1 protein-coding gene is annotated in these 791 nt (G+C 62.1%); it reads right to left on the bottom strand.

Translation table 11 applies throughout. The features are described 5' to 3' along the window. Positions 1–89: 89 nt before the first annotated feature. A partial coding sequence (locus EN939_RS36440; protein ID WP_127272077.1) for a radical SAM protein occupies positions 90–791 on the bottom strand: 702 nt, incomplete at its 5' end.

Genomic DNA, 791 nt, shown 5'->3' with positions numbered 1-791 from the left:
GTTCACAAGTTCCCGTGCCAGATCAAGGGCATAGCGCCATACGCCGCCCACGGCATCGACGGTCATCAGGATGCGCCGCGAGCGCGGCGTCAGTGTCCGCAACATGTCGCCTCCAGTTCCGCCAGCGGTCGCGGCCGCCTCTCCTGGATGTCACTGAATTTCTGGAAAGATGCGAGGTAGTGGTCATGGGCGCGTTCCCAGGCAAGGTCGTCGGGTTCGCCCCAAAGCTCGCGGTAGCTGGGCGAACTCGGATACGGGTAAAGCGGCACAGGTTCGTTGGCCCATACGCCGTGGTCGATCAGGTGGGTTCGCCAGTGCTCGACCAGGGCGGGATCATCCTCGACCACGCCGATCAGATTGGCCTGAACGAATGGAACGTGACGTCTGGCATCGACGAGCAGCGCGGCGAGTTCCTCGGTACCCAGCCGGCAGCGCTTGGCCAGCATTGCCCGACCTTCGACGGTCAGGCTTTCGAGGCCGGCCTCGATCGAGACGCAGCCCGCGGCGCCCAGCAATTCCAGCAGTTCGGGCTTCCACAGATCGATGCGGGTCTGTACGCCGAATTTCACGTCGCGATCGACCAAGGCTTCCAGCAACGCTTTTTGCGGCAGGAAGATCTCGTCGATGAAGTAGATGTAGCCGACACCTTGGGCAATCAGCCGATCGATCTCCGCCACCACCGCTTCATGGTTTCGACGGCGATAGGCATCACGGAAATCGATCTTGGCGCAGAAACTGCAGTTATAGGGACAGCCGCGCGATGCCTCGACTTCCGCACCGAACCCCACCTG

Source organism: Mesorhizobium sp. M7A.F.Ca.CA.002.05.1.1 (assembly GCF_003998335.1).
In the GTDB taxonomy this organism is placed as follows: Bacteria; Pseudomonadota; Alphaproteobacteria; order Rhizobiales; family Rhizobiaceae; genus Mesorhizobium.
The sequence above is the reverse complement of the archived record's forward strand: the minus strand, read 5'-3'. Positions and strand labels throughout refer to the sequence as shown.